This window comes from Salinibacterium sp. NYA9b, from assembly GCF_976973725.1.
Map to the genome: position 1 here is coordinate 2011308 of NZ_OZ333476.1, position 24208 is coordinate 2035515.

Annotated in this window: 27 protein-coding genes; 8 read left to right on the forward strand and 19 right to left on the reverse strand. The window is 62.1% G+C overall.

What is annotated here, in order from left to right:
* Nucleotides 1-22: 22 nt before the first annotated feature.
* Nucleotides 23-1597: a helix-turn-helix domain-containing protein gene (locus ACWFSR_RS09635; protein ID WP_447522271.1), complete on the reverse strand. Its 1575-nt coding sequence runs from the start codon at nucleotides 1595-1597 to the stop codon at nucleotides 23-25.
* Nucleotides 1598-1692: 95 nt separating this feature from the next.
* Here ACWFSR_RS09635 and ACWFSR_RS09640 point away from each other — a divergent pair, with 95 nt between their 5' ends.
* The 3 genes from ACWFSR_RS09640 (at nucleotide 1693) to ACWFSR_RS09650 (ending at nucleotide 4477) form a co-directional block, all read left to right on the forward strand.
* Complete coding sequence (locus ACWFSR_RS09640; RefSeq protein ID WP_447522272.1) at nucleotides 1693-2811, forward strand: alcohol dehydrogenase catalytic domain-containing protein; 1119 nt, start codon at nucleotides 1693-1695, stop codon at nucleotides 2809-2811.
* An 83-nt stretch (nucleotides 2812-2894) separates the two neighbouring features.
* Nucleotides 2895-3638, forward strand: coding sequence for an alpha/beta fold hydrolase (locus ACWFSR_RS09645; RefSeq protein ID WP_447522273.1), 744 nt, complete (start codon nucleotides 2895-2897; stop codon nucleotides 3636-3638).
* A 2-nt stretch (nucleotides 3639-3640) separates the two neighbouring features.
* Nucleotides 3641-4477 carry an alpha/beta fold hydrolase gene (locus tag ACWFSR_RS09650; RefSeq protein ID WP_447522274.1) on the forward strand — a complete coding sequence of 279 codons (837 nt, stop codon included), beginning with the start codon at nucleotides 3641-3643 and terminating at the stop codon, nucleotides 4475-4477.
* Nucleotides 4478-4527: 50 nt separating this feature from the next.
* Here ACWFSR_RS09650 and dprA read toward each other — a convergent pair whose 3' ends face one another.
* The 5 genes from dprA to ACWFSR_RS09675 form a co-directional block, all read right to left on the reverse strand.
* Nucleotides 4528-5811: a DNA-processing protein DprA gene (dprA, locus tag ACWFSR_RS09655; RefSeq protein ID WP_447522275.1), complete on the reverse strand. Its 1284-nt coding sequence runs from the start codon at nucleotides 5809-5811 to the stop codon at nucleotides 4528-4530.
* Nucleotides 5808-7340, reverse strand: a complete 1533-nt coding sequence (locus ACWFSR_RS09660) for a YifB family Mg chelatase-like AAA ATPase (protein ID WP_447522276.1) — start codon at nucleotides 7338-7340, stop codon at nucleotides 5808-5810. The genes dprA and ACWFSR_RS09660 overlap by 4 nt, the downstream gene beginning before the upstream one ends.
* The gene (locus tag ACWFSR_RS09665; protein ID WP_197109693.1) at nucleotides 7337-7693 is read right to left on the reverse strand and encodes a YraN family protein; all 357 of its coding nucleotides are present in this window, start codon (nucleotides 7691-7693) and stop codon (nucleotides 7337-7339) included. Before ACWFSR_RS09665 ends, ACWFSR_RS09660 begins: the two co-directional genes overlap by 4 nt.
* Nucleotides 7694-7788: 95 nt before the next feature.
* Complete coding sequence (locus tag ACWFSR_RS09670; protein ID WP_197106050.1) at nucleotides 7789-8277, reverse strand: hypothetical protein; 489 nt, start codon at nucleotides 8275-8277, stop codon at nucleotides 7789-7791.
* A gap of 106 nt (nucleotides 8278-8383) precedes the next feature.
* The gene (locus ACWFSR_RS09675; protein WP_197106051.1) at nucleotides 8384-9004 is read right to left on the reverse strand and encodes a LysE/ArgO family amino acid transporter; all 621 of its coding nucleotides are present in this window, start codon (nucleotides 9002-9004) and stop codon (nucleotides 8384-8386) included.
* 28 nt (nucleotides 9005-9032) lie between these two features.
* Between ACWFSR_RS09675 and ACWFSR_RS09680 the strand changes: the two genes are divergently transcribed.
* Nucleotides 9033-11948 (forward strand): FAD-binding and (Fe-S)-binding domain-containing protein, encoded by a 2916-nt coding sequence (locus tag ACWFSR_RS09680; RefSeq protein WP_447522277.1) that lies wholly within the window; start codon nucleotides 9033-9035, stop codon nucleotides 11946-11948.
* An 81-nt stretch (nucleotides 11949-12029) separates the two neighbouring features.
* Here the strand turns inward: ACWFSR_RS09680 and ACWFSR_RS09685 are convergent, their stop codons facing one another.
* The 5 genes from ACWFSR_RS09685 to ACWFSR_RS09705 form a co-directional block, all read right to left on the reverse strand.
* On the reverse strand, nucleotides 12030-12353 hold the full coding sequence (locus ACWFSR_RS09685) for a DUF2469 domain-containing protein (RefSeq protein WP_009772690.1): 324 nt from the start codon (nucleotides 12351-12353) through the stop codon (nucleotides 12030-12032).
* A 22-nt stretch (nucleotides 12354-12375) separates the two neighbouring features.
* The gene (locus ACWFSR_RS09690) at nucleotides 12376-13011 is read right to left on the reverse strand and encodes a ribonuclease HII (RefSeq protein WP_197123863.1); all 636 of its coding nucleotides are present in this window, start codon (nucleotides 13009-13011) and stop codon (nucleotides 12376-12378) included.
* 3 nt (nucleotides 13012-13014) lie between these two features.
* Complete coding sequence (gene lepB / locus ACWFSR_RS09695; RefSeq protein WP_197106054.1) at nucleotides 13015-13770, reverse strand: signal peptidase I; 756 nt, start codon at nucleotides 13768-13770, stop codon at nucleotides 13015-13017.
* A 66-nt stretch (nucleotides 13771-13836) separates the two neighbouring features.
* Nucleotides 13837-14184 carry a 50S ribosomal protein L19 gene (gene rplS / locus ACWFSR_RS09700; protein WP_129071803.1) on the reverse strand — a complete coding sequence of 116 codons (348 nt, stop codon included), beginning with the start codon at nucleotides 14182-14184 and terminating at the stop codon, nucleotides 13837-13839.
* 130 nt (nucleotides 14185-14314) lie between these two features.
* A complete protein-coding gene (locus ACWFSR_RS09705) occupies nucleotides 14315-14800 on the reverse strand; it encodes an MFS transporter (protein WP_197106055.1) in 486 nt (161 codons plus the stop codon).
* A gap of 71 nt (nucleotides 14801-14871) precedes the next feature.
* Between ACWFSR_RS09705 and ACWFSR_RS09710 the strand changes: the two genes are divergently transcribed.
* Nucleotides 14872-15498, forward strand: coding sequence for a TetR/AcrR family transcriptional regulator (locus tag ACWFSR_RS09710; protein WP_197107149.1), 627 nt, complete (start codon nucleotides 14872-14874; stop codon nucleotides 15496-15498).
* The gene (gene map, locus ACWFSR_RS09715) at nucleotides 15495-16262 is read left to right on the forward strand and encodes a type I methionyl aminopeptidase (protein ID WP_197106056.1); all 768 of its coding nucleotides are present in this window, start codon (nucleotides 15495-15497) and stop codon (nucleotides 16260-16262) included. Before ACWFSR_RS09710 ends, map begins: the two co-directional genes overlap by 4 nt.
* 69 nt (nucleotides 16263-16331) lie before the next feature.
* Here the strand turns inward: map and ACWFSR_RS09720 are convergent, their stop codons facing one another.
* The 7 genes from ACWFSR_RS09720 to ffh form a co-directional block, all read right to left on the reverse strand.
* Entirely contained in the window at nucleotides 16332-16943 is a 612-nt protein-coding gene (locus tag ACWFSR_RS09720) for a hypothetical protein (RefSeq protein WP_447522278.1), read from the reverse strand.
* A gap of 44 nt (nucleotides 16944-16987) precedes the next feature.
* Nucleotides 16988-17674 (reverse strand): tRNA (guanosine(37)-N1)-methyltransferase TrmD, encoded by a 687-nt coding sequence (gene trmD, locus ACWFSR_RS09725; RefSeq protein ID WP_447522279.1) that lies wholly within the window; start codon nucleotides 17672-17674, stop codon nucleotides 16988-16990.
* Nucleotides 17675-17690: 16 nt separating this feature from the next.
* On the reverse strand, nucleotides 17691-18299 hold the full coding sequence (rimM, locus tag ACWFSR_RS09730; protein ID WP_447522280.1) for a ribosome maturation factor RimM: 609 nt from the start codon (nucleotides 18297-18299) through the stop codon (nucleotides 17691-17693).
* Nucleotides 18300-18347: 48 nt separating this feature from the next.
* Nucleotides 18348-18584 (reverse strand): RNA-binding protein, encoded by a 237-nt coding sequence (locus ACWFSR_RS09735; protein WP_010203243.1) that lies wholly within the window; start codon nucleotides 18582-18584, stop codon nucleotides 18348-18350.
* A gap of 3 nt (nucleotides 18585-18587) precedes the next feature.
* Entirely contained in the window at nucleotides 18588-19037 is a 450-nt protein-coding gene (gene rpsP, locus ACWFSR_RS09740; RefSeq protein ID WP_197106059.1) for a 30S ribosomal protein S16, read from the reverse strand.
* A 194-nt stretch (nucleotides 19038-19231) separates the two neighbouring features.
* Nucleotides 19232-20014 (reverse strand): LLM class F420-dependent oxidoreductase, encoded by a 783-nt coding sequence (locus ACWFSR_RS09745; RefSeq protein WP_197106060.1) that lies wholly within the window; start codon nucleotides 20012-20014, stop codon nucleotides 19232-19234.
* An 80-nt stretch (nucleotides 20015-20094) separates the two neighbouring features.
* Complete coding sequence (ffh, locus tag ACWFSR_RS09750) at nucleotides 20095-21663, reverse strand: signal recognition particle protein (RefSeq protein WP_197106061.1); 1569 nt, start codon at nucleotides 21661-21663, stop codon at nucleotides 20095-20097.
* Nucleotides 21664-21740: 77 nt separating this feature from the next.
* Here ffh and ACWFSR_RS09755 point away from each other — a divergent pair, with 77 nt between their 5' ends.
* Both ACWFSR_RS09755 and ACWFSR_RS09760 read left to right on the forward strand, forming a co-directional pair.
* Nucleotides 21741-22622 carry an LLM class flavin-dependent oxidoreductase gene (locus ACWFSR_RS09755; RefSeq protein WP_447522281.1) on the forward strand — a complete coding sequence of 294 codons (882 nt, stop codon included), beginning with the start codon at nucleotides 21741-21743 and terminating at the stop codon, nucleotides 22620-22622.
* A gap of 50 nt (nucleotides 22623-22672) precedes the next feature.
* Nucleotides 22673-23194: a gamma carbonic anhydrase family protein gene (locus tag ACWFSR_RS09760; protein ID WP_447522282.1), complete on the forward strand. Its 522-nt coding sequence runs from the start codon at nucleotides 22673-22675 to the stop codon at nucleotides 23192-23194.
* Nucleotides 23195-23254: 60 nt separating this feature from the next.
* Here the strand turns inward: ACWFSR_RS09760 and ftsY are convergent, their stop codons facing one another.
* The gene (ftsY, locus tag ACWFSR_RS09765) at nucleotides 23255-24124 is read right to left on the reverse strand and encodes a signal recognition particle-docking protein FtsY (RefSeq protein WP_197106064.1); all 870 of its coding nucleotides are present in this window, start codon (nucleotides 24122-24124) and stop codon (nucleotides 23255-23257) included.
* Nucleotides 24125-24208: the final 84 nt, after the last annotated feature.

The window sequence follows — 24208 nt, forward strand, 5'->3', positions numbered from 1 at the left end:
GCTCTCTTTCACAGACAGCCTCTTAGCCGGCATCCAACACTGCATGCGTGCGCAACGCGATGTGCACGTCCAGACTCCGAGGTCCTTCGCGCCACCCGGGGAGCAACTGATCGAGTCTCTCCATCCTTTGGCGCACGGTGTTTTCGTGAATAGAAAGACTCGAAGCAACGCCGGATACGGAACCCTGAGTGTCGAGATAGCGCAAGGCAGTTTCCAACAAGCGCTCATCCCGGGACGTGCCGCCCATTAGCGGCCCCAGCTGATCAGCGACGTAGAGTTCCGCAGATTCTCCTGAGCCTCCTACTGCAAACGCGACCACACCAAGAGATGCTTTTGCCGCCAGTTCTCGTGGCCGATGCAAAGCGCGCATTGACCTGGCTAGGCGCGCAGCCTCGGCGTACGCGGTAGGAATATCAGCTTCGGATACCGCAGCTGCAATTCCCCCGAAATAGGTGAACGAACCGACGCATTCGGACAGGCGTTCCGCCCTCGAGGGAAGACTGCGAACGATGACGATGATCGATCCCCGCCGCTCGGCCGCGATCGCGTCCCTCCCCATCCCTTTGCGCAGCGATGCCAGCGCCGCGCGACGCGCATTCGGGTCTTCGATCGCGATGACCGTGACCTCCACGCTCCCTGTTCCCGGGAGCCCTAAACGCACAGACGGCCCGGAACCGTCACGAGCTGGTTCGATCACACGCTCGACCACTTCGGATTCCCTGAAATGCCGCGCATTCTCTATCGCTCGTTCGTACAGCAGCGAGATCGAGATAAACGTTGCCATGGTCGGTGCGAGCGCCTGAATAAGACGCGGGTCAGCATCGGACACCTGGATTGCGCCTCCCGCATCAAGAGGGATTGAAGTAGCACTATCAGCCAGGCTGGAACCTTCGTCGCTGTCGCCGATTGTGACGCGCCCCCTCACCACCGTTGACGCGATCTCGAGCAGCTCAACCGTGCCCTGGCCAGCAGCGAGCGCCGCCGAGAACTGATCGGATGCCCGAAGTTGAATGGTCTCGACTTCCGAGCTCGAAAGGAGGCTTTCAATCTCGCGCTTCGATGTTTCGGTCTGTGTTTCCAGCCGCCTCCGAAGGTTGTACACGTCGACCGCGATCGAGCCGATCAGTGCGGCCTCGACAAGGGTCTCTTTCTGACGTTGCGTGAAAGCTCCAGCGGTGCGATTCGCGACGGTGAGCGCACCGACCACATCACCGCCGGCACGCAGCGGCGTACTCAAGATTGCCCGCACGCCTTCGGATGTCACTGCCTCATCCACCGACTCGATGTGCAGCCTCGAAACATCGCGCAAGTAATCGGCAGACTCGGTCATGAAGCCGGCCGCCGCCATCCCGAGCACTCCCGTGCCGATGGGCATGCGGATCGCAGCGTATTCAGGCGTCAGGATGCCGTCGGAGAACTGAATCTCAGTAGTGCGGGTCGCGCTCTCGTTCAAGCTGAGATACGCGAGTTCACAACCAACCGCAGAACGCACTCGTCGAACGAGTCCCGTGAGGATCAAGTCAGGGTCATGAAGCGCAGAAATGTCTTCTGCCACTTCGCGCAGTATGGGAGCTTCCGAGCCTATTTGTGGAGCCATGGACATATTCTTTCACCAACTTGTGTACTGAGCACATAGAAGGTCACCGGCGGAGAGCAGCACAATTGCTACATGTTCAAGGGAGAACCCGGTAAATGAGAATCCTCGGTGCAGTGTTGAGAACATCCGATGCTCTTCGCCCCTACTCAACGTCGAGCCCTCTCACGATCGAGCAGCTCGAATTGGATCCGCCTGGCCCCCACGAAGTTCTGGTCCGGATAGAGGCGGCAGGGATCTGTCACTCTGACCTTTCCGTCGTCAATGGCTCCCGCCTTCGGCCGTTGCCTATGCTGCTGGGGCACGAAGCCGCAGGGATCATCGAAGAAATCGGTTCCGATGTCGCTGGCCTCTCTATCGGGCAACGTGTTGTTGCGGCGTTCCTCCCCCGCTGCGGCACGTGTGCGGCTTGTCAGACCGGCGGCCGACTTCCCTGCACGCCTGGGTCACACGCGAACGGCGAAGGAACCCTTCTTGACGGAAGCAGACGACTGCATTCGGGTGACGAGTCCATCGCTCATCACCTGGGCGTCTCAGCATTCGCCACTCATGCCGTACTGGATGCTCGATCTCTCGTCGCCGTCGGAGCGGATGTGCCTCCGGATATTGCGGCCGTCTTGGGCTGCGCCGTGCTTACGGGAGGCGGCGCTGTGCTCAATGCTGGTCGGCCGACTGCCGGACAGACCGTCGCTGTCGTCGGGCTTGGCGGCGTCGGCATGGCTGCGCTGCTGGTTGCCGCATCCGTTCCCGGGGTGACGGTCGTTGGCATCGATGCGAATGTGGGCAAACTCGGCTTGGGCCTGGAACTCGGTGCTTCCGCAACGTTTACCCCCGAGCAAGCTGTCGATGCTGGTTTCACCGCAGACGTCGTCATTGAGTGCGCGGGCGTCGCGCGAGCGTTCGAAACCGCTGTCGCGCTCACCGCACCCGGTGGGCGCACGGTGAGCGTCGGCCTGCCCGGGCCCGAAGCGGAAGTGCGCATCTCTCCACTGCAACTCGTAGCGGAAGCTCGCGAGATCGTCGGCAGCTACCTCGGTTCAGCGGTTCCGTCACGCGACATCCCCTTCTACGAAAATTTGTGGCGTCAGGGCCTACTGCCTATTGAGAACCTCATCACCGCTCGAATCGAGTTGAAAGATATTAATGAGGGATTCGAGACTCTGGCAAACGGCGATGCTGTGCGGCAGATAATCGAGTTTCCCGAAGTGAGCGTGTGATTGTGAGCCTACTCACGCGTTCGCTACAGACCGCCGGTGATGTGAAACTTCACCTCGAAGGCGCCGGGACACCGAGAATTCTCATGATCCACGGGCTCGGGTACGCGAGCTGGGAAGCTCAGCGATTGCGGGCCGCTTTGGGCCAGGACTTCGGGCTCTGGAGTCTCGACAATCGCGGCACTGGCCTCTCCGGGGACACTGATGCGTCGTCATCGATCGCGGACCTCGCGGCGGATGCTGCTCTGGCAGTGGAGTCTCTGGGCGGACCGCTCATCATTGTCGGCCATTCCATGGGGGGCTATATCGCCCAGACTCTTGCACGGTCTCGCCCGGATCTCGTCCGCGGGCTGGTTCTCGTCAGCACTAGCTGCGGAGGCCCTAGCGCTGATCCGGTTCCTCAATCGACGGTGGATGCGTGGGCTAGCGCCCGCGGACTCACGCCCGCCGAGTACGCCAGGCGCACCATGCCGCTGTCGTTCAGCGAAGACTGGCCACACCAGCATCCTGACGAGTTCGAGAAAATACTGAGCGAGCGAGCCATGTATCCAACCAGTGCGTCGGTGTGGCAGAGGCAGTTCGATGCTGCGCAACAGTTCATGGCGACCGGATCTCCGTGTGACTTCGTTTCTCCTACGGTGATTATTCACGGCGCTGCCGACCGCGTTGTGCCGGTTGCCAACGGACGACACCTGGCCCGTCAGCTGCCTCACGCCGAGTATCACGAAATCTCGGAGGCGGGGCATTTGCTCCAGCTGGAGCAGCCACAGCTCATCGCCGATCTGATCACCGCTTTCATCACCAATCAGCTGCACCAAGAAAGGAACTAATCATGCCCGACATCGAGGTTGAGCCCGGAATCACCATGCATTACGAAGACCGTGGAACCGGTGAAGCAATCGTTTTCGTTCACGGCTGGGGAGGTAGTGGAGATGCGTGGGACCTGCAGGTCTTAGACCTCGCCCCGTCATACCGTTGCATCACTGTGGATCTCCGCGGACACGGCAGCTCAGATAAGCCGTGGGGCGACTATAACTACGATCTCTTCGTTCGCGATCTCCATGTCCTCGTTTCTGAACTAGGCCTCGAGCGCGTAACCCTCGTCGGATGGTCGATGGGCGGCCATATTGCGCTCAAATTTGCTCATGAGCATCCCGAGAAGCTTGCACGCGTGGTTGTCACCGGAAGTGGCCCGCGATTCTCTGGCACCGAGGATGCCCCCTACGGCACTCCGGAGGGCGAGGTTCAGGGACTTGTGGATGCCATCACGATCGCTCCCATTGAGACCATCGCTGGACTTTACGGAAACAACTTCCACCGCACTGATCTCACGGCGACACGGGATTGGTTCGTTCAGACAGGTTGGAAGGTTCCGGCATTCGTTGGCGTATCGAGCTTCCAGGCTTTGCTCGATAACGACTTGAGCGCTGTGCTGCCTTCCGTGCAACTTCCGGTACACATTTTCTCGGGTCGGCACGATGCGATTTGGGATCCGCGCTGGAGCGAAGAAACTCACCGTTTGCTCCCCAACTCGACTTTGACCTTCTTCGAGAACAGCGGACACGTTGCATTCATCGAGAATCGAAGCGAATGGAATTCAACGCTCGTCGACATCCTTGAGGGGCGTGCGCCCGCGGAATCCACGGGAGCTGTAGCGCCGGCACAGTAAGACAGTTGGCTCGGTGCTGGGCTGCGCGGTTACTGCGTAACTCAGCACCGCTAGCCGCGGTTCTTCGCTGCGCGCTTCCACCCGCGCTCCGTTTCGGCGACGCGACCGTCGAGTTCGAGCAACCCGAGCTGGGCGCGGACCGTGGAGATCGCGAGGCCGCTGCGCGCGGCAATGTCATCGGTGGTGCGGGCGCTGCGAGCGCTGAGGGCGTCGAGAAGACGAGTGGTCTCGGTGTTGGCTTGGCTGCCAGCATCCGAATGCTCACTCGGCGTTTGTGTAGTGCCCGCGGAGTCTGTCGCCTCGTCGACCGATAGGAGCGTTTGCTCGAGGGGTGCGAGCTCGGCCATTTGGTCGGGGTTGGTGACGCACACGGCGTCGTAGTCACGGATGAGGCGGTGGCAACCTGCTGAGGCAGCACTCGTGACCGGCCCGGGCACTGCACCGAGCGGGCGTCCGAGGGCAGCGGCGTGACCTGCCGTGTTGAGCGACCCCGAACGCCAGCCCGCCTCAAGAACGACCGTCGCCATGCTCGCTGCAGCTATGAGCCTGTTGCGCTGCAGGAATCTCCACTTGGTGGGTGGTGAGCCGCACGGCAACTCCGAGATCACGACGCCATTTTCGACGATGCGACCGAGGAGCGCGTCGTGGCCGCTCGGATAGAAACGGTCCACTCCCCCAGCGAGGAAGGCGACAGTGAGTCCTTGGCTGGCGAGAGCAGCGCGGTGGGCCATGCCGTCGATTCCGTAGGCGGCACCGGACACGATCGTGTAGCCACGATCGACGAGACCGGCGGAAGCTTCCATCGTGATGTGTTCGCCATAGCCGGTCGCCGCGCGCGCACCGACGAGGGCGATGCCGCGATCGATTCCGGCAAGAGCTTCGTCGGTTCCGCGAACCCAGAGCGCCGAGGGTGCGTGCCAGTCGAGATCGTTGAGGCGCGACGGCCACAGGGGGTCGTCGGGCGTGAGCAGGCGTGCGCCAAAACGGGCGGCCTGCCGCAGAGCGATGAGCGCGGTGTTGGACTTGAGCCGCGGCATCCAGCGCTCGATTGCTTGAGCCATGTCGCCCTCAGCCACCGCGTCACCGCCCGTTGACAGAGCGGCAGCGAAGCGTTCTGGTTCCCACCGTTCGACAACGCCGGCGAGTGCTCGCACGGCACCGAGTTGCTGAATGGCGCAACCAGCAAGACGATCGCCGGGTTCCGCAAGGCCACTCCATGTTGCACGCGCGAAGCGTTCTTCGATCGCGTCGCGGTCGAGATCATCACCACCGCCAACGCTGACTGCCTTCACAAGGGTGGCGACTTCTGATTCTTTGAGTCCAAACATGCTCACTGTGACATTGCCTTTCTAAGGTAGAGCGCTTGCCCGACGTGGGTGTCGTCGGGTCGGGAATCGTCGGCGAGATCGGCAAGCGACCAGGCGACCCGCAACACGCGGTCATACCCGCGCATCGTGATGCCTCCACGTTCAAGAGCGCGGTCAAGCCCCGCCGTGACCTTGGGCGCTAGCCGCAGCTCGCGCCCGCGTAGATACGAGCCCGGCACGTGAGAGTTGAGCCGCCACGGCGTGGTCTCGAGGCGAGCGGCCGCACGCTGACGGGCCGCTGTGGCGCGGGCGCGGGCATCCGCCGTCGAGAGAGACGGTCGCTCGCCCGCTAACCGCAGCTGAGCGCTCGTGATGCGCTCGACGCGAAATTGAATGTCGATGCGGTCAAGCAACGGACCCGACAGGCGTGCAAGGTAGCGCCGCCGACTATTGGGTGGGCAGGTGCATTCGCTGTCGCGCGCACCCCACTGCCCGCAGGGGCAAGGATTGGCCGCCATCACGAGCTGAAAGCGGCCAGGAAAGTGAGCAATCGCGTTCGCCCGATGGATGCTGATGACTCCCGATTCGAGCGGTTGCCGAAGCGCGTCCAGCGCTGCCGGCGCAAACTCGGGTGCTTCGTCGAGAAAGAGCACTCCGTCGGAGGCTCGGGCGGCAGCACCCGGACGAATCTGGGAGCTACCGCCTCCCACGAGCGCCGCGGCCGTCGCCGTGTGATGGGGCGCTTCGAGGGGTGGCCGGGTGGTGAGACTGCTGCCCACCGGCAACCCGGCCAACGAACGAATGGAGGAGACTTCGAGAGCTGCTTGGGGATCGAGGTCGGGCAGTAGCCCAGGAAGTCGAGCCGCGAGCATTGTTTTGCCCGCACCGGGAGGGCCAAGCAAGAACACGTGGTGGCCACCCGCTGCGGCGACGAGCATTGCGTCGATCGCATCGCTACTGCCGATCATGTCGGCAAGGTCGCCACCGGTATCGGGGGCCACCTCGGGGGCCGGGCGCGTGATCACTTCAACGGGTTCAGGCTCGAATTCTCCGCCATGCCAGATGGCGGCATCCCGCAGTGAGGGCACCGCGATCACGCGCATGTCGGGCACGAGCGATGCTTCGTCAGCGTTTCCGCTCGGCACCATCACTGTCATGAATCCGGCCCGCGATGCGGCGAGCACTGCGGGCAGCACACCGTTCACCGGACGCAAGCGCCCATCGAGCCCGAGTTCTCCAATATGGAGCACCCGGTCGATCGATTCTGCAGAGATAGTTCCGGAGGCGGCGAGCGCCGCGACGGCTATCCCTAGGTCGAAACCGGAGCCGTGTTTGGGTAGCGCGGCAGGCGACAGGTTGACGGTAATTTTGCGGTTCGGCAGCCCACATCCGGAGTTCGTTGCTGCGGCCCGCACGCGGTCTTTTGCTTCGCCCAGCGCAGTATCGGGCAAGCCGATGAGCACGAAGCCGGGAAGGTTGTTGGAGAGGTCTGCTTCGATCTCGACGATCGCACCTTCGAGGCCGAGTAGGGAGACGGCATAGGTTCTGCCGATCACGAGATGCGTTTCAAGTGCTCGATCTCGACAGTTCCACGCGAGGGCACAATCACCGCAACGGCATCAATGCGCACGGAAGAACCAGATCCGGGGTGATCGTCACACCAAGCCGCAGCGAGCCGTCGCAAACGTGCAAGTTTCGTGGCAGTGATCGACTCAAATGGATGCCCAAACAGCACGCTCGAACGAGTCTTGACCTCGACGAACACGAGCTCGTCGCGCTCTCGCGCCACAATGTCGAGTTCGCCCTGTGAGCACCGCCAATTGCGATCAAGGATCTCGAGCCCTGAACTGATGAGGTGGTCGGCCGCGAGGGTCTCGCCGTGCGCGCCTAGTTCGTCTTTTGCTGCCATGGCTCAAGAGTCGCGCCTGGGCACAACCGAGAACGTGGCGCGGCACGATGTGGGAGAAGACTCCGCCACGAACCCCGGTGGGGAGGACTAGTGATCTAGCCGGTCGTACCGCCCGCTTCAAACACCGAGACGCTGAACCACACACCGTCGTCGACGGTAACCCTGAGCTTCAGAGTGGACGGGTCAGCGTCGAACGGCTCCGTAATGCTCGTCATTGCCGCAGTTCCGCGCTCGCTCGCACAGTCGTTTGCCTGCACTCCGTCCACAACTTCTCCGTCGGAGACGAGGAAGAGTTCGAACTCCGATGTCCGGTCGCAGCCGATGGCAAGAAAGAGCTGATCAACGGAGTCGCTGAGCGGCGGGAGGGAGTATTCGTGGGCACCCACATCTACCTGCTCAAAGAGAATTGCTTCGCTGAAACCTGATCGCTGCATTCCGGGATCCGCGCTCAACAACGGCATCCTCGATTCGCCTGCATCACCCGACGACTCCGACGACTCCGATACTTGGGGCTCAGCCGACACGCACCCGGAAAGTCCGAGCACAACCGCGACACCGACTAGAGCGACTCCGCACATACGCATAGTCGATTTCTAACACTCAGCCGAGCATCCGCCTAGCGAATCTAACGAATTGTCACGAAACCGTTTTCGGGCGCACAGGGTGCAGAGCACAGACCGCGGGGCGCCGCTACGCGAACAACCCGGCGATCAAGCTGCCCGCCAGCACGACCATGACCGCCGCAATGAGGATGTCGAGCACCCGCCACGCCATCGGCTTAGCGAAGAGGGGTCGCAGATAGCGACTGCCGTAGCCGATCGCCGTGAACCAGATCACGCTGCCGAGGCATGCCCCGAGCGCGAACCACCAGCGGTCGTCGCCATAGGTTCCGCCGATGGAGCCGAGCAGCAGCACGGTATCGATGTACACGTGCGGGTTGAGCCAGGTGAGCGCGAGCGCTGTGGAGAGGGCGGCGGCGAGCGTCATCCCCGTTCCGGATGCTGTTGCGGTGAGTGCTTGCGGACGGGCTGCCCGACGAAGCGACAGGAACGCGTAGACGAGTAAAAAGAGTGCGCCGCCGACGCGGGCGACGATCAAGAGCCAACCCGCTTGCTCGATTAGCGCCCCGAGGCCAGCAACACCGGCGGTTATCAACACAACGTCGGAGAGCATGCACACGAGCACCACTGCGGTGACGTGTTCCCGCCGCAGCCCTTGCCGCAGCACGAACGCGTTTTGGGCGCCGATCGCAATTATCAGCGATAGCCCAAAGCCGAGCCCGGCGACGACGACGGCAAAGATCGAGAGCATGAGATGACTCTAGGGGCAGAATGGGTGCATGCCGACCACGCCATCGCCGGAGCACCGTGACCTCGTTCACGCGCTGAGTTCTGCGGTGCGCGGCGAGGTCGATGACTCTACGCGCCGCCGCGCCGAATACTCGAGCGATGCTTCAAACTATCGCGTCGTGCCGCAGGTGGTCGTGTTTCCGCGTGACACCGACGACGTGCTCGCAGCGCTCTCGGTCTCTCGCGAAACCGGCACTCCCCTTACCTCGCGCGGAGGTGGCACATCAGTCGCCGGCAACGCCATCGGCACCGGCATCGTGGTCGATTTCTCCCGCCATCTGAACCACGTTCTTGAGATCGATGCGGATGCCCGAACCGCCCGCGTGCAGCCGGGCACCGTGTTGGCCACTCTCCAATCCGCCGCGCAACCTCATGGTCTGCGCTTCGGCCCCGATCCCTCGACGTGGTCGCGCTGCACCGTCGGAGGCATGATCGGCAACAACGCCTGCGGAGCTCATTCCCTGCAGTTCGGCAAAACGGCCGACAACGTGAAGAGCCTTGAGGTGGTCGATGGCCTCGGGCGACGCTTGACCGCGGCTAATGACCCGACCATCGTTGATGGTCTCCCTGCCCTCGTCAGCAGTAACCTCGCGACGATCCGCACCGAGCTGGGGCGCTTCGGCCGTCAGGTGTCGGGCTACAGCCTCGAACACCTCCTGCCCGAGCACGGTAACAACCTGGCTCGCAGTCTCGTGGGCACCGAAGGCAGTCTCGTGACGCTGCTCGAGGCAACTGTTGACCTCGTGGCTGCGCCCCAGCATCCGCTGCTCGTCGCCCTCGGCTATCCCGATATGGCGACCGCCGCCGACGCCGTGCCCGCGCTTCTCCCCCACCATCCCAGCGCCATTGAAGGCCTCGACGCCCGAATCGTGGATGCTGTGAGCCGCACCCGGGGAGCCCGCGCCGTCGCCGCCCTGCCCGCCGGCGCAGGCTGGTTGCTCGTTGAGCTCACGGGAGACGACCCCGCCGAGACCTTCCAGCGCGCGAACCTCCTCGCCGCCGATGCTGCGGCGATCGAGTCCCGCGTCATCACCGATGCGGCGGCCGCGAAGCAACTGTGGCGGATTCGCGAAGATGGGGCCGGGCTCGCCGGACGCACGGCATCCGGAAAGCAAGCCTGGCCCGGCTTCGAAGACGCCGCCGTGCCGCCGGAGCGCCTCGGCGCCTACCTGCGCGACTTCGATGCGCTGCTGGCCGACTACAACATCCAGGGGATGCCGTACGGCCATTTCGGCGACGGTTGCGTTCATGTTCGGCTCGATATTCCTCTCGCGATGGATGGCGCAGTTTTGCGAGCCTTCGTGGATGACGCCGCCACCCTTGTCGCGTCCCATGGCGGCTCGCTGTCGGGCGAACACGGCGACGGTCGCGCACGCAGCGAGCTGCTGCCGCGCATGTATTCGCCGGCCGCAATCGAGCTGTTCGGGCAGTTCAAGAGACTCTTCGACCCGAACAATCTGATGAACCCGGGCATTGTCGTCGACCCGGCGCCGGTCGATGCCGCGTTGCGCCGCCCGGCGGCCCTGCCGCTCATCAAGGTCGATGGTTTCGCGTTTAGCGACGACGACGGCGACCTCACAACGGCCAGCCATCGCTGCGTTGGCGTCGGCAAGTGTCGTGCCGATAACTCGGCCAGCCACGGTGTCATGTGCCCGTCGTTCTTGGCAACCGGCGACGAGAAGGATTCCACTCGCGGCCGCGCCCGCGTGCTGCAAGAAATGGCCAATGGCTCTCTCGTGTCGGGCGGCGTGAACTCGCCAGAAGTGCACGACGCCCTCGACCTCTGCCTCTCCTGCAAAGCCTGCGCGAGCGACTGCCCCGCCGGCGTCGACATGGCCACGCTCAAAGCCGAAGTGTTGCACCGCCGCTACGAGGGCAAACTCCGCCCGCGCAGCCACTACCTCCTCGGCCAACTGCCACGCTGGGCGCGTCTGATCTCGCCGATCGCCCCGCTAGCGAACGCCGCGCTGCGTGTGCCGCTCGTGCGCCACATCGCCCTCTGGGTCGGTGGAATGGATGCTCGGCGCACGTTCCCCGCCTTCGCCCGTCACCCCTTCCGCTCGAGCTCCGAGGCTCGTGCCCTGCGCGCGGCGCCCCCGGCCGCGGCAACCAGCGCTGGACGGGCAACCCCCGCCACCGCAGCCGCCGCCAGCCTTGCCGACTGCGACTCAACCCCGCGCCCCCAGGTCCTCCTCTGGGCCGACTCCTTCACCGACAACTTCTCGCCTGACATCGCCCGCGCCACGATCCGCGTGCTGGATGCGGCCGGCTACGAGATCCTGCTTCCGGAACGCGATGTGTGTTGCGGCCTCACCTGGATCACCACCGGGCAGTTGGCGGGCGCGCGCCAGAAGCTCACCGACCTGGTGAGCGAGTTCTCCGGCTATGTCGACCGCGGCATCCCGATTATCGGCATCGAGCCCTCGTGCACGGCCGTGTTGCGCTCAGACCTGACCGAGCTTCTGCCCAACGACCCCGCGGCGGCAGCAGTCGCCCGTTCGACCTTCACACTCTCCGAGCTGCTCACCGCACCGGCACCGCTTGGGCCAGCCAACTGGCAACCGCCCATCCTCAGCGACCACACCTTTGTCGTTCAGCCCCACTGCCACCAGCACGCGGTCATGGGGTTCGACGCTGATCGCGCCCTGCTCGCTGCCACGGGAGCAACCGTCACCGAGATCAGCGGATGCTGCGGGCTCGCCGGAAACTTCGGCATGGAGAAAGGGCACTACGACGTGTCGGTCGCGGTCGCCGAGAACGGCATCCTGCCTGCCCTGCGTGAAGCGACACCCGACAGCACTCTGATCGCCGACGGCTTCTCGTGCCGCACCCAGGCATCACAACTCGCGAACACCGAGGGCAAGCATCTCGCGGAGGTTCTTGCCGCAGCACTGCCCGAGCGCTAAGCGGCACGCCCGCACGCAACAGACGCCGACCCAACCCCGCAACAACTGCAGCAACTGCAGCAGGCCAACCAGCGACACGCGCTATTCGTCGAGCGCGAGTTCCTTCGGCAGTTCGAGGTCCTTGGCACTGAGCTCTTCGATGTTGACGTCCTTGAACGTCAGCACGCGCACGCTCTTCACGAAGCGGTCGGAACGGTACACATCCCACACCCACACATCGGTCATCGAGAGCTCAAAGTAGAAGTCGTGTTCCGTATCGCGGCGCACCAAATCGACCTCGTTGGCGAGGTAAAACCGCCGTTCCGTCTCAATTACAAAACGGAACTGGCTCACTACATCGCGGTATTCGCGATACAGCGCAAGCTCGACCTCACGGTCGTAGTCTTCAAACTCGTCTTCATCCATGCTGCCCTTATTGTAGGCCGCACTACCGCAACCATGTGTGCCGATGAAGTTCGGTGGCACCAAGACTGCGCACAGCCTCGAAGTGCGCTGCCGAACCGTAGCCTTTGTTACTCGGCCAGCCATAGCCCGGGTACTCCCCGTCGGCTTCGATCATGAGCTTGTCGCGTTGCACTTTAGCCACCACGGATGCCGCAGCCACCGATACGCAGTCACGGTCGGCCTTGACGCGGGTGTGCACTCGCGGCGCAACGGTCAGGGCGCCGCTGAGCCAGTCGGTGCTGCCGTCCAACAGCACTATGGACGACATGATGTCGAGCCCCGCTTCGTGCAATTGGATGAGCGCGCGCTTGCCAGCGAGCCCCAAGGCAGCGGTGATTCCGATGGAGTCGATTTCGGTGGCATCCGCGTAACCAACAGCGGAGAGCGGTGCCCACTCGAGAGTGAGCGGCTCGAGGAGTTCGCGACGTTTCTGACTGAGCATCTTGGAATCGCGAAGGCCTACCGGCCAGTCACCATGCGCCGGAGTCATCGCCGTCATGCCGACACCAACCGGGCCCGCAATCGCGCCGCGCCCTACCTCGTCGCAGCCAATAACTGCCAGCGCGCCCGCCCGAAAGAGCTCGAGCTCAACGTCGCTATTCGGGTCTGCTACTGCCACCGTCTACTCGGCGTTCTGCGTGACCCGCTGGAACGTCGTGGAGTAGTTATCGAGGATGCTCCAGCGCTCGGTCGGCCAGCTGATGAGCATGGCGCGGCCGACGACAGAATCGATCTTCACGAAACCGCCGGTGGGATCGTCTTTGTGAAAGGCGGAGTCAGCAGAGTTGTAGCGGTTGTCACCCATCACCCAGATGGAGTCGTCGGGAACGGTGACAGAGAAATCTTCTTGAGTGGCCTTGGTGACCGCGTCGGGAAGCTTGATGTACGGCTCTTCCAACGGGATGCCGTTCACAATAATCTGCCCGAATTCGTTGCAGCATTCCACCGTGTCGCCCGGCAAGCCGATGACGCGCTTGATGAGGTGGTTGCTGCTGTCGGGAGCGCTGAGCCCGACGAAAGCAAGCACGCCGTCTACGGCGCCGACGAACCAGTTCTGCGGTTCGCTAGAGATCGCAGGGAGCCAGCCACCCGGATCGGTGAAGACGACAACATCGCCGTGCTCAATGGCAAAGAGGTCAGGTTCGAGCTGATTGACCAGAATGCGGTCATCAATCTGGAGAGTGTTTTCCATCGACGACGACGGAATATAGAACGACCGCACCAGATAAGTCTTGATCAGGAAAGAGATCAGAATCGCCGCGACAAAGATGATTACTAAGTCGCGAAGGAAAAGCTTCCACCCGCCGGTCTTCTTGGCTGCATGGCGAGTACCGCCACGGCTGCCCGGCAGCGTGTTTTCAACAGTTTCGTTTGTCATTTAACCCCAAAGCTCCCAGCAAGCATATGCCGCCGGGAGCCGTTGGTTTGTGAATTGCGAGTTGTGTTAGTTGTCGCGCTTCTCTTTGATCTTTGCCTTCTTGCCGCGAAGATCGCGCAAGTAGTACAGCTTGGCGCGACGGACGAGTCCGCGCGATACGACCTCAATGTGGTCGATGACGGGCGAGTGAACCGGGAAGGTACGCTCTACGCCGACCTGGAAGCTGACCTTGCGGACCGTGAAGGTCTCGCGAACGCCGTGGCCCGAGCGACCGATAACTACGCCCTGGAACACCTGAATACGCGAGCGCGTACCTTCGATGATGTTTACGTGAACCTTGACGTTATCGCCGGCACGGAAGTCAGGAATGTTGTCTTTGAGAGACGCCTTGTCGACGCCATCGAGAATATGCATTAGTGATCGCTCTCTGCGCCCGCCATGAGTCGAACACACTTAGTTAGATAAGAAAGTTTGTGCTTCAAGCGGTTACGACGCCCTCATGGCAGAGTCGTGCGCGAGCACAATCGACAATTCTGCCACAGATTTAGTCGAAATTACCATTCTCATCCGGTTCGAGGATGATCACACGACCATTGTCGAGCTTCTCCCCCGGGTGGGTTGGCCGTTGGGCATCGCGCTCGAAGCCCTCAACGAGGCTCGTGAAACGGTTGCGTGTCTCGGTAACCAGCTGCCAGAGGGCGATCCAGAACGCTGCAATGGCGACGATCACGATGAGGGCGGCCGGGAACGGCGCATCCACAAAGCCGTAAATGATGATCGCGGCATGCCACACAGTAAGCAGCCCCGCATCGATCCACGAGACGCTCTTCGAATCACGAACGCTCTTGCGGGCGACGGTGAGACCGGCAATAGCGAGCAGCGCGAAAGCCAAGATGGGGCACAGGATGAGAAACAGAACGAAGTCCCAGCCCACGCTCGACCCGTAGATTCCGCGCGCAATCAGAACCCACACGGGCAAGACAAGTACCGCGATGAACTGCCAGTAATAAAACGCACGCCTGATCATCATGCTTCTCAGGGTATCTTCGAAGTGATCAGGAATGCTGAGAAGCATCGAACCGAAAGACTTGGTGTCCCCCCGTGCCCAACACCGCGATCGTTCGCACCGAACCAGTGCAGCAGCGAAGCGCAGAACGAATCAACGTCCTCCTCGATGCGGCCGCTGTACTGCTCGACGAAATAGGCATTGATGCCCTCACCACGAGTGAAGTCGCAAAGCGGTCACGCTCCTCGGTTGGCGTTATCTATCGCTACTTCCCCAACATCCAGTCGCTTCTCCGCGGCCTCGCGTCACGCAACTTCGATAAATATCGCGCCGGGCTTTCGGCAACCCTCGCGAAGCGTGCGACAACGGGCCTTGAGGCTCTCAACACCGCCATCGATCTCTATGTCGAGTTTTGCCGCACCGAGCCAGGCTTTCGAGTGTTGTCGTTCGGCAACATCATCGACCGCCGCTTCAACGTTGATCGCAAAAGCAACAACACGGCGCTGGCAGAGATCTTGACCGACCTTCTTGTCACCACTTACGAAGTTCCCGCCTCGGATGCCCTCGCTTTCGACATCGAAGTGACGGTAGAAATCGCCGATTCGCTGTTGGAGCGTGCATTCTTGTATGACCCGCGCGGTGAAGAACCGTTTATCGACAAGCTCCGAGAGTTCATTGCGCAACTCTTGGCACCGCACACGAAAGAGGCAGCTACCGCATGATCGAGTTGAGAACCCCCGCCGAAATTAATGAGATGAAGGCGGCAGGCGAGTTTGTCGCCAGCGTCCTCACCGCTACCGAAGCGGCATCCAAAGTGGGCGTGAACCTGCTCGAGATCGATGCGCTTGCCCACAGCATGATTCGCGAGCGTGGCGCGGAGAGCTGCTACATCAACTACCACCCCTCGTTTGGTGCTTCGCCGTTCGGCAAGGTCATCTGCACCTCCGTCAACGACGCGGCCCTGCACGGCCTCCCCCACGACTACACGCTGAAAGATGGCGACCTCCTGAGCCTCGACTTCGCTGTTGCGGTCGATGGTTGGGTTGCCGACTCTGCGATCACCTTCGCCGTGGGCACTCCCCGTGACGAAGACCTCAAACTCATGGATGCCACCTCTCGCGCCCTCGATGCTGGCATCGCCGCGGCTATAGTCGGCAATCGCATCGGCGGCATCTCGGCCGCGATCGGTGATGTCGCCTACGGTGCTGGCTACGAAGTGAACTTGGACTTTGGCGGGCACGGCGTTGGCCGCGAAATGCACGGCGACCCGCACATCCCGAACGATGGAAAAGCTCGCCGCGGCATGCCGCTCAAGCCGGGCCTCGTGTTCGCGATTGAGCCGTGGCTCATGATCGGCACCGATGACATTTACACGGATGACGATGGCTGGACCCTGCGCAGCGTCGATGGATCTCGCGCGGCTCACTTCGAGCACACGGTTGCCGTGACTGCAGACGGCCCGCTCGTCCTTACCGCTCGCAAGTAGGAGCAGTCCGCGCGCACTTAACTCCAACGCATCGAGACCGCACGCCAGCGTTCTCGAAAGCCGTCAGCTCTAACTTTGGGTGCCGACGCGACGCTCGAGCTGAATCGGCGCAACCGTGCTGGTGTAGTCCCAGCTGCCCTCGCTGTTAGTTCCTGCCTTCGGGATAGCAAACAGCACGTCGTAGGTGGTCGGCGCCGAGCATCCGACCGCAGACGGGTTGGTTTCGTGGCCGACGCGCAGACTATCGGGCTGCGGAAGCACCCAGACGGCGATGAGCTCGCACGACGCCACCTCAGCGGTGATGACCATGTCCGCTCCGCCGAGCGTCGCCGCCAACTCTCCCCGAGCCTGCACAACTTCGGCGTCAGTGGCGTCGACGAGCACGTCAACCGACGGCCAGGCATCCACCGACACCGCAGACTGCACGTAACCATCCGGGAGCGGGCTCGCGGTGAGATCGGCGAACGTGACGTCGTCGACCGTCATCCGTCGGGTGGTGAGAGTCGAGTCGCTCGATTCACCCGCTCCACCTTCGGAGCTTGCCGTTGATGCTGGTGCTGGCGTCGCGGCATCCGTCGACGACGAGTCTGAAGAATCAGCATCAGTCGCGGTGCAGCCAGCCATCAAAGCAACTGCCGCAATCGCTGCGAAAAAGGAGCCGGGCGTCACTCTGATCGTCATGGCTCCATGCTTACACAGGGGTCTGAGACGCGAAGAAAGTTGTACTACTCCGCGTCGGGCAAGAGATCGGGGCGAACACGCTTGGTGCGCTCGACCTGCTGCGCATAACGCCAATCGGCAATTGCCTTGTGGTTGCCACTGAGCAGCACCGGAGGCACAGCACGCTCACGCCACGTCGATGGCTTGGTGTAGCTGGGGTATTCGAGAAGGCCCTGTTCGTGGCTCTCCTCCGTGAGGCTTTCGGGGTTGCCAATTACTCCGGGCACGAGACGACCAATCGCCTCGATCATCGCCATCGTGGCAACTTCTCCACCATTGAGCACGTAATCGCCGAGGCTGATCTCACGAACCCGAACAGTGGATGCCGCGTAGTCGATCACGCGCTGATCGATGCCCTCATAGCGACCGCACGTAAAGACGAGATGCTTCTCGAGAGCCAGTTCGCGGGCTGCAGCCTGCGTGAACGGAACTCCGGCAGGCGTGGGAACGATCACTACCGTTTCGGGCGCGAGAACGGCATCCAGCGCTTCTCCCCACGGTTCGGGGCGCATGACCATGCCAGCACCACCACCATAGGGAGTGTCGTCGACGGTGCGATGACGATCGTGCGTGTAGTCGCGCAGATCGTGCACGCCCAATTCGATGATTCCCCGCTCGCGAGCCTTGCCCAGGAGGGAAATATCGAGCACCCCGAAGAAATCGGGGAAGATCGTCACGATGTCGATGCGCACGCGGTGACCTTCGCTACTAGTCGCACTCGGGCGCGTCAGCCTCGTCAGAAGCTGCACTCGGCGTCTCTTTTTCGACCGTTTCTACGACCGCTTCTGTGGGCTCTTCGGATGCGTCTTCCGCAATCTCCTCGAAGAGTCCGGGAGGTGGAGTAACCACCATCTCGCCCGCTTCGATGTCGACGCTAGCCACGATGGACTTCACGAAGGGAACCAGGACGTCACCGTTGTCGGTAGTGACCGTCAACAAGTCTTGCCCGGGGAAATGATCTACCTGCGCAAGAGTGCCAACCTTTTTGCCGTCACGGATAACAGTGAGGCCGATCAGCTGGTGGTTGAACCACGCGTCTTCTTCTGGCGCTTCGTTGGGATCGTGATCGATCCACAGAATTGCCTTGACGAGCTTCTCAGCGGCACTGCGGTCAGGAACGCCCTTAAAGAACGCGACCGGTTGTGCGTTGAACCACTTGAGCTCAATGAGCTCTAGTGTCTTGCCATGCCAGGCCGAACTTGTCGGCACTTGCAGAGAAAACACGGCGCCCGGAACGAAACGACGTTCCGGGGCATCCGTGTACATCTCTACTTTGACGGCTCCCTTAAGCCCGTGAGCCTTCGTCAGACGCCCCACTCGCAGCTGTGTGCGACCTTCTCGGGGAATCTTTACTTCGCCCACTGCTTAGAAGTCAGTGTCGACGACGTCGACACGAACCTTGCGACCATCGGCCAGAGCCGTGATCAGCGTTCGCAGTGCTTTCGCGGTGCGACCAGAGCGACCGATTACGCGGCCAAGATCTTCTGGGTGCACGCGAACCTCGAGGAGTTCGCCGCGTTGCGTGTTCTTTGCAACGACCTGAACGTCTTCGGGGTGATCGACGATGCCTTTAACGAGGTGTTCGAGCGCGGGAGCGAGCAATTGCTAAGCCTTGTCTGCGTCGGCGGCAGGTGCTTCAGCAGCAGCCTCGTCAGCGACGGGAGCTTCTGCAGCAGGTGCTTCTTCAGCCTTGGGCTCTGCCTTCTCAGCCTTGGGCTTGAGAACAGGCTTCTTCTTCTCGTCAGCCTGGAACTCTGCCTTAGCTTCCTTGACCTTGACGGTGCTTACAGCGTTCTTGTCACCCTTGAACTGGCCCCAGTCGCCGGTCAGCTTGAGGATTGCCTCAACCTGCGGGCTAGGCTGCGCGCCAACGCTCAACCAGTACTGTGCACGCTCGGACTCGACCTCGATGAACGAGGGCTCCTCGGTGGGGTGGTACTTTCCGATTTCTTCGATGACACGGCCATCGCGCTTCTTGCGCGAGTCGGCAACGACGATGCGGTAATAGGGTGCACGGATCTTGCCCATGCGCTTCAAACGAATCTTTACAGCCACAATTCTCCTGATTTAAATGTTATTGGTGGCGAACCGCTAGCCGTGAGCGTGGGGGCACACTCGGCAGAAAAGCTCTAGTGGATTCCATCCGGGCCTGATTAGAGGGTCGGGCTACGGAGGACTCAACCGCCTATTCTGCCAGAGTTTTGACGGCTTGGGGAACCGATCGCCAATAAAGCCCCAAAGAGGTGCCGTTAGCCGTTCTGAGAATCCCGCCACGCAAGCCACTGCTTGGTAGTCGTGAGGTCGTAATCCGGCCCCGTAATACCGAGCGTGAAGAGGGTGATGCCCTGCTCCCGCATACTGTCAGCATCTTCAACGCTCTTGTCGCGCAACTCATTCGAGAGCTCAATCTCGTTGATGTCGCGGCCGACGGTCTCACAGTGACCGGCAAGCACCTCGAGCTTGTGCACGAGCTCCTCGCCCGTGGCGAAGCTGTGCCAGATGTCGGCGTGCTTGGCGACAAGCTTGAGAGTCTTCTTCACTCCCCCACCACCGATAAGAACAGGGATCTTGCGCGTGGGCGGCGGGTTGAGCTTTTGCCAGCGCGACTCGATGCGCGGCAGTGCTTCAGCAAGAGCATCCAACCGCGAGCCGGCCGTGCCGAAGTCGTAGCCATACTCCTGGTAGTCGCGCTCGAACCAGCCAGAGCCGGTGCCGAAGATGAAGCGGCCACCACTGATGTGGTCAAGGGTGCGAGCCATGTCGGCCTGCAGATCGGGGTTGCGGTAGCTGTTGCAGTTCACGAGCGTGCCGAACTCAACTCGGCTCGTCATCTCTGCCCACGATGCCAGCTCTGTCCACGCTTCAAAGTGCAGCCCGTCGGGCTCACCGTAGAGCGGGAAGAAGTGATCCCAGTTGAAGAGAACGTCAACGCCCAGCTGTTCAAGCTCTTTTACGCGGTCACGAATGACCGAATATTCGGCGTGCTGAGGTTGAAGCTGAACGGCGATACGAACGGGGCGGCTCTGTGTCATAGCTCCACAATATCCCCTCCCACACACACCACGAAGAGTGGTGCAGCACCGGCGACGGAAGGGTCAAAAAGTGCTAGCGGCTAGCGCCCGAGGAACTTTTGTAGGCTTTCGAGTTCTTCTGGTGACGGTCCGCCAGCGGCAGGCTTCGAACCGCCAAGACCAAAGCCAGAGCCGGCGGGTGCCGAGGTTTCGACAGCACCCTGAGCGCGAGCTGCCTCTTCTGCAGCGCGCTTGGCGGGGTTGCCAGACTTGGAACCCTTCTTCTTCTGGTTCTTCTTGGCGTTCGCCGACTTGCCGCCGTGGCCACCAGGGATCGGGCCCATTCCCGGAATCTGAGGCGTGCCACCCTTAGCGACCGTCTTCATCATCTTCGCGGCCTGCTCGAAGCGGTTCACGAGCGCGTTCACCTCAGTGACGGTTGTGCCCGAACCGCGCGCAATGCGCACGCGACGCGAACCATTGAGGAGCTTCGGTGTGGTGCGCTCCTGCTTTGTCATCGACTGGATGATCGCCTCAGTGCGCGTGATCTCCGACTCATCGAAGTTGTCGAGCTGCTCGCGCATGCCCTTCGCACCGGGAAGCATGCCGAGCATGCTCTTGATCGAGCCCATGTTCTTGAGCTGCTGCATTTGCTGCAGAAAGTCATCAAGAGTGAACGAGTCAGTCGCAAACTTTTCGGCAACCTTGCGCGACTCTTCTTCGTCGAAGGTTTTCTGCGCCGTCTCGATAAGGGTGAGGATGTCACCAAGGTCGAGGATGCGGCTGGCCATGCGGTCGGGGTGGAACGGCTCGAAGTCGCCAAGACCTTCACCCGTCGACGCAAACATGATCGGACGACCCGTGATGGAAGCAACCGACAGCGCTGCACCACCGCGAGCGTCACCATCGAGCTTGGTGAGCACAACACCGGTGAAGTCCACGGCCTCTTGGAAGGCGCGAGCGGTCTTGACGGCGTCTTGACCGATCATTGCGTCAATAACGAAGAGCACTTCGTCAGGGTCGACAGCCTTACGGATGTTCGCTGCCTGCTTCATGAGCTCGGCATCCACACCCAAACGACCAGCGGTGTCAATGATCACAACGTCGTGCTGCTTGTCTTTGGCAAACTTCATGGCCTGCTTGGAAACCTTGACCGGGTCACCCTTGCCGTTACCCGGTTCGGGAGCGAAGACGGCGACACCAGCCTGCTCGGCAACAACCTGCAGCTGGGTAACAGCGTTCGGACGCTGGAGGTCGGCCGCGACCAACAGCGGCGTGTGGCCGTCAGCTGCGAGCCACTTCGCGAGCTTTCCGGCAAGAGTCGTCTTACCGGCACCCTGCAGACCCGCGAGCATGATGACCGTCGGCGGGTTCTTCGCGAACTCGATGCGGCGAGCCTCGCCGCCCAGAATCGTGACGAGCTCGTCGTTGACGATCTGCACCACCTGCTGCGCCGGGTTCAGCGCACCAGAAACTTCGTGGCCAAGCGCACGTTCGCGAACGCGACCCGTGAACTCCTTAACAACCTCGAGCGCAACGTCAGCATCGAGGAGGGCACGGCGAATCTCGCGAACGGTGCCATCGACATCCGCCTCGCTGAGCTTGCCCTTGCCGCGCAGGTTTTTGAAGGTATCCGCGAGGCGGTCGGTGAGATTTCCAAAAGTGGCCATGATGCCACCAGTTTAAGGTGTCTTTGGCTGTGCTGCGACTCCACAACGCCGACAGAGGCTCCGAGTAGGGTGAGAACGTGAGACACGGAATCGTCATACTGCCCCAACAGCCCTGGGCTGAAGCCCAACACCGCTGGATTCAAGCGGAAGAAATGGGCTTCGATCACGCCTGGATTTACGACCACCTCTCGTGGCGGTCCCTCGCCGACGAGCAGTGGTACGCCACCGTTCCGACCCTCACGGCAGCCGCGAGCGTCACGAACCGCATCGGGCTCGGCACCTTTGTCGCCTCGCCCAACTACCGGCATCCGGTTCCCTTCGCCAAAGAATTGGCAACTCTCGACGACGTGAGCGCTGGCCGCTTTCTGCTCGGCGTTGGCTCGGGCGGCACCGGTTTCGACTCAACAGTGCTCGGTCAAACCGAACTTAGCCCCCGCGAACGTCACGCCCGCTTCGAAGAGTTTGTGCGCGGCCTCGACGAGCTGCTGCGCTTCGAAGACCCCGGCAGCGGCGGCATCAGCTTCAGCGGTGACTGGTTTACAGCAGTGAACGCGCGGATGGTCGGGGCACCAGCCCAGCGCCCGCGCCTGCCCTTCGTGGTTGCCGCCGAAGGCCCTCGCGGCCTACGGCTTACCGCCGAGCTGGCCGATGGCTGGCTCACCCTCGGCCGCACCGCCGACACCCTCGACGAGTGGTGGCAGATTGTCGCCGACACCGCCGCGCGCATGGATGACGCCCTCGAGAAGGCCGGCCGAGCATCCGGCAGCATTGATCGCTACCTCAATTTGGATGGCGCACCCCAGTTCAGTCTGGAAAGCGTCGACACGTGGGAAGACGCTGTCGGTCGCGCCGACGCCCTCGGCTTCACCGATGTGATTGGGCACTGGCCCCGCGCCGACGGCATCTACGTCGGCAAGGAAAGCGTGCTGATCGAGATCGCCTCCCGCTTCTCCCGCTGAGGGTCCACAGTGACGCGAAGCCCGCACGCAGCACGCGATAGCTTAGAGACATGACAGCTCTCATCGTGACCCTCGCCGGACAAACCCCCTCCGTCGCCGACAGCGCCTTCGTTGCGCCCAACGCCACGCTCATCGGCAATGTCACCCTGGCCGAGCGCGTCGGCATCTTCTACGGCGCCGTTCTGCGCGGCGACACCGACGCCATCACGATCGGCGAAGGCTCAAACCTGCAAGACAACGTCACCGTGCACTGCGATGAAGGCATCCCCACCACCGTCGGCTCCGGAGTGAGCGTCGGTCACGGCGCCGTACTCCACGGCTGCACCGTCGAAGACGACTGCCTCATCGGCATGAGCGCCACCGTGCTCAACGGAGCCGTAATCGGAACCGGATCACTCGTCGCCGCCGGTGCTGTTGTGCTCGAAGGCACCGTTATCCCGCCCGGATCACTCGTCGCCGGAGTGCCTGCCAAGGTTCGCCGCGAACTCAGCGACGAGGAGAAGGCTGGCGTTCGGCAGAACGCCGCGCACTACCTCGAGCTGTCTGCAGCTCACAAGGCTGTCAGCAACTAGCGCGAGGCGCTTACCCCGTCGCGACCGGCACCTGGGCGGCCGACAACTAGCAACTAGCAACTAGCCGACGAGGCCCTGCACGAAGACGTGGGGCGTGAAACCGGTGAGGTCGTTGATGCCCTCGCCCTGCCCAACGAGCTTGATCGGGATGCCCGTGCGCTCCTGAACGGCGAGCACGAAGCCACCCTTTGCTGAGCCGTCAAGCTTCGTAATGACGAGGCCAGTCACCCCAGCGTGCTGAATGAACGCTTCTGCTTGAGCGACACCGTTTTGGCCGGTTGTCGCGTCAAGCACGAGCAACACTTCAGCGATCTCCGTCTGCTTTTCGACAACGCGACGGATCTTGCCAAGCTCATCCATCAGACCGCTCTTGGTCTGCAAACGACCAGCGGTGTCGATGATCGCGATGTCGATGCCCTCGCGCTGAGCGCGCTCCACCGTCTGAAAGGCGACGGATGCCGGATCTTGACCTTGCTGCTGGGGGCGCACGATTTCGGCTCCCCCGCGCTCCGCCCACGTCGCCAACTGCTCAACGGCAGCGGCACGGAACGTGTCAGCAGCACCCACGACCACCGTGCGGCCGTGGCCAACGAGGAACTTGGTGAACTTGCCAATCGTGGTGGTCTTTCCAACGCCATTGACACCCACGACCAGCACCACTGCGGGGCGGGCGCTGAGGGTGAGAGTCGGGTCGAGGCGGGCGAGACGTTCCTCGAGGGTTTCGCGCAGCATCCGCTTCAGGTCTGCAGGGTCGTCAGTTTTGAAACGCGCGACGCTTGCCCGTAGCTCGTCGATAACGGATTCAGTGATGTCGGGGCCGAAATCGGCCGAGATCATTGCGTCTTCGAGGTCACTCCAGGTCTCCGCGTCGATCGTGTCGCGCGCGAACATTGATTTGAGTGCGCCCGAGAGCGACCAGGATGCTGCCATGACTACAGGTTAAGGCACGTGAGCGCCCGAATCGACACCTTCGGTTCGCCGAAGCTCAGTATGCTGTGCGCCACGCCACATTAC

What these genes read in the sequence shown, in the direction of transcription:
- ACWFSR_RS09760 (WP_447522282.1), top strand. Translation starts at nt 22,673, where the DNA reads ATGACAGCTCTCATCGTGACCCTCGCCGGACAAACCCCCTCCGTCGCC.
- ACWFSR_RS09675 (WP_197106051.1), bottom strand. Translation starts at nt 9,004, where the DNA reads ATGCTCTCGATCTTTGCCGTCGTCGTCGCCGGGCTCGGCTTTGGGCTA.
- map (WP_197106056.1), top strand. Translation starts at nt 15,495, where the DNA reads ATGATCGAGTTGAGAACCCCCGCCGAAATTAATGAGATGAAGGCGGCA.
- lepB (WP_197106054.1), bottom strand. Translation starts at nt 13,770, where the DNA reads ATGACAAACGAAACTGTTGAAAACACGCTGCCGGGCAGCCGTGGCGGT.
- ftsY (WP_197106064.1), bottom strand. Translation starts at nt 24,124, where the DNA reads ATGGCAGCATCCTGGTCGCTCTCGGGCGCACTCAAATCAATGTTCGCG.
- ACWFSR_RS09635 (WP_447522271.1), bottom strand. Translation starts at nt 1,597, where the DNA reads ATGGCTCCACAAATAGGCTCGGAAGCTCCCATACTGCGCGAAGTGGCA.
- ACWFSR_RS09745 (WP_197106060.1), bottom strand. Translation starts at nt 20,014, where the DNA reads ATGACACAGAGCCGCCCCGTTCGTATCGCCGTTCAGCTTCAACCTCAG.
- ffh (WP_197106061.1), bottom strand. Translation starts at nt 21,663, where the DNA reads ATGGCCACTTTTGGAAATCTCACCGACCGCCTCGCGGATACCTTCAAA.
- ACWFSR_RS09680 (WP_447522277.1), top strand. Translation starts at nt 9,033, where the DNA reads ATGCCGACCACGCCATCGCCGGAGCACCGTGACCTCGTTCACGCGCTG.
- ACWFSR_RS09705 (WP_197106055.1), bottom strand. Translation starts at nt 14,800, where the DNA reads ATGATGATCAGGCGTGCGTTTTATTACTGGCAGTTCATCGCGGTACTT.
- ACWFSR_RS09640 (WP_447522272.1), top strand. Translation starts at nt 1,693, where the DNA reads ATGAGAATCCTCGGTGCAGTGTTGAGAACATCCGATGCTCTTCGCCCC.
- ACWFSR_RS09670 (WP_197106050.1), bottom strand. Translation starts at nt 8,277, where the DNA reads ATGCGTATGTGCGGAGTCGCTCTAGTCGGTGTCGCGGTTGTGCTCGGA.
- rplS (WP_129071803.1), bottom strand. Translation starts at nt 14,184, where the DNA reads ATGCATATTCTCGATGGCGTCGACAAGGCGTCTCTCAAAGACAACATT.
- ACWFSR_RS09645 (WP_447522273.1), top strand. Translation starts at nt 2,895, where the DNA reads ATGATCCACGGGCTCGGGTACGCGAGCTGGGAAGCTCAGCGATTGCGG.
- ACWFSR_RS09685 (WP_009772690.1), bottom strand. Translation starts at nt 12,353, where the DNA reads ATGGATGAAGACGAGTTTGAAGACTACGACCGTGAGGTCGAGCTTGCG.
- ACWFSR_RS09650 (WP_447522274.1), top strand. Translation starts at nt 3,641, where the DNA reads ATGCCCGACATCGAGGTTGAGCCCGGAATCACCATGCATTACGAAGAC.
- ACWFSR_RS09720 (WP_447522278.1), bottom strand. Translation starts at nt 16,943, where the DNA reads ATGACGATCAGAGTGACGCCCGGCTCCTTTTTCGCAGCGATTGCGGCA.
- ACWFSR_RS09665 (WP_197109693.1), bottom strand. Translation starts at nt 7,693, where the DNA reads ATGGCAGCAAAAGACGAACTAGGCGCGCACGGCGAGACCCTCGCGGCC.